Genomic DNA, 2237 nt, shown 5'->3' with positions numbered 1-2237 from the left:
CCCCGCCTGTTCAGCCGGGTCCGCCGCCGCCGCGACGCCCGCGCGGACGCACGCGCTGGCGAGCTGGTCGTCGAGCATGAGGCGTGCGGGCTTGAGCGCCGGGAACCGCGGGTCCCAGACCAGAATGACTTTCATGGAGGCTCCTTCAGGAGGTAGGCGGCAATCCGCGGCAGGCGGTTTCGACGTTGCGCCGGCAGTGGCCGGGCTCCTCGCCGAGCAGGATGAAGAGGCTATCGATCACGGCGGCGGCGGCCCGCGCCCAGCGCGCGCCGCGCAACTGGCCCCGACCGACATAGCTGCTGATCGTCTCATCGGCGGACGGGCAGACGCTGGTGAGCCCAGCGATGTATGCGGTGCCGACAATCAACACCTGAGCGAACTGGTCGATCGAAACGAGGATCTGGCGCGCGACAGCGCCGAGACGTGCAATCACGATGGCCAGCCGGCGTTTATGTCGATCGCGGAAAGCGCGTCCTGATCGGCCGCCTCCTCAATCTGCGCTTTGAGCGCGAGGCCGCGTTCATGGCAGGCGGCGACGTGCTGACCGACTGCGAGGCCCATCCCGATCATCGCCACCGCGTCATGGGTGACCGTCGAATTGTCCTGCATCGTCCAATCAACGGCAAACGGCTGACCGGCAGCTTGCGCGATCATCGCCATTTGAACAGCGCCGCTGATCTTGCGTTGGCTATCCGGATCGCTGTCGACACGGCCTAGCGGCCCCGCGCAGCCGCCCCATTCCGCCCGGTCGCGACGCGAGAGCACCTCCGCTCGCCTGCTGATTTTCGCAACCTCAAGCTCCCGCGCAAGGTTAACCGCGCGCGGGCGCACATAGGTCGCGCCCGACTCCCCACGATAGGTCTCGAACGCCTCGATATCGGCCGCAAAGAGAAAGGGCACGATCTGCTGCCCCGGCTCAAGCGCATATCGTTCGAGCGTCGCCAGATCGGGAACACCGAGGCGCTGCACCGTCACCCCGGTCGCCTCATCGACAAGGAACGCCTGGATCATTTCGAGAAGAACCTCCGCACGCGGATCGATCCGCCGGTGATGGTCCAATTGGTGCCGGCCGAGCCGTCGCCGGTCCCCTGCGCGGCGAACTGTTGCGCGAGCAGGCGAAAGGTGAGCGTCGAGCCCGCCGAGTGGCTCACATCCTCGTACGAATAGTTGTACGTGCCGTTGGGGACCAACTGGCTAGTCGTCGGGCTGACTTCGATCAGGTTGACCCACCCGCCGCCGTTGGTCGACTTTTGCAGCATGATCTGCCCGCGGTTGGTTGGGGCAGTGACGGTCACCGAGCCGCTGACAAAGATGGCGTCGTTGTCTGAGTTGATCGACACCGGGGGCGAGGTGACGATCGCCTGCGTTCCGTCACCGTTCGGGCCGCTGGTGTTCGGCGCGTTGAGCGTGACCGGCAGGTTGATGTCAGCACCTTGCGTCGCGGTGAAGGCGGTGTTGAGCTGTCCCGGGACGATCGACGCGAGGTCAACGCCGTTGTCGAGCTGGAACTTGCTCGCGATGATGGTGCCGGCGACGATGTACGTCGCGTTCAGCGCGTCAAATGACGCGATCGCGCCGAGCAGCGGCGCCCAACCTGACCCGTCATAACGCTGCCACTGCTTCGTCGACGGCTTGTACCAGGTATCCCCGGCGATCATGCCGGTCGGCGTCGAATCCATGTAGAAGACGATCGCGTCGCGGCCATTCGTTCCGTTTGTACCATTGGTACCATTCTGCGCGAGCACCGCCGCCGCCGCCCATTCGCCGGGTGTGATCGTGTCGGTGTCCGTCGTCGACAGCGCCGAGGCCGTGGAGACCCAAAGAGGGTTAGTGCCGCCGGGGATGGTCGCTTGCCAGCCATTGTTGAGGCCGGTCAGCGCCTGCGTCGAGAAGGTGAAGGTGGCGTCGGCCGAAGGGAGAGCCGGCGCCGACGCCGCGCGCTGATAGATAAACAGCGATTTCGAGTTGAAGCCGTTCGATCCGTTGGTCCCGTTCTGCGCCTGCACCACGGGCGACGCCCATTCGGCCGCCGCGATTGTGTCGGTGCCGCCGGCTGCGCTCGCGGTCGCGACGCTCACATAGAGCGGGTTCGTGCCCGCCGGCGGCGTTGCGCTCCAGCCGTTGTTAAGCCCCGCGATCGCGCCGGTAGCGAACGTGTAAGTGACGGCGACTGATGGCAGCGGCGGTGCGGCGGCCGAACGCTGGTAGATCGTCACCGCAGCATTGTTGAGGCCCGG

Annotated in this window: 3 protein-coding genes; all 3 read right to left on the bottom strand. The window is 66.1% G+C overall.

Annotated elements, in window-relative coordinates:
- Positions 1-145 precede the first annotated feature (145 nt).
- A complete protein-coding gene (locus BGN95_RS03615; RefSeq protein WP_286771641.1) occupies positions 146-433 on the bottom strand; it encodes a hypothetical protein in 288 nt (95 codons plus the stop codon).
- A complete protein-coding gene (locus tag BGN95_RS03610) occupies positions 430-1011 on the bottom strand; it encodes a DUF4376 domain-containing protein (RefSeq protein WP_286771640.1) in 582 nt (193 codons plus the stop codon). Before BGN95_RS03610 ends, BGN95_RS03615 begins: the two co-directional genes overlap by 4 nt.
- Positions 1008-2237: hypothetical protein (locus tag BGN95_RS03605; protein WP_286771639.1), on the bottom strand; the 1230-nt coding region annotated here is incomplete at its 5' end. The genes BGN95_RS03605 and BGN95_RS03610, both read right to left, overlap by 4 nt.

The organism is Sphingomonas sp. 66-10 (assembly GCF_001897045.1).
Classification (GTDB): domain Bacteria; phylum Pseudomonadota; class Alphaproteobacteria; order Sphingomonadales; family Sphingomonadaceae; genus Sphingomonas; species Sphingomonas lycopersici.
Note: the sequence above shows the minus strand (reverse complement) of the source record. Positions and strands in the feature narration are given on the sequence as shown.

Coding starts and splice junctions, on each gene's coding strand:
- BGN95_RS03610 (WP_286771640.1), bottom strand. CDS start 1,011: ATGATCCAGGCGTTCCTTGTCGATGAGGCGACCGGGGTGACGGTGCAG.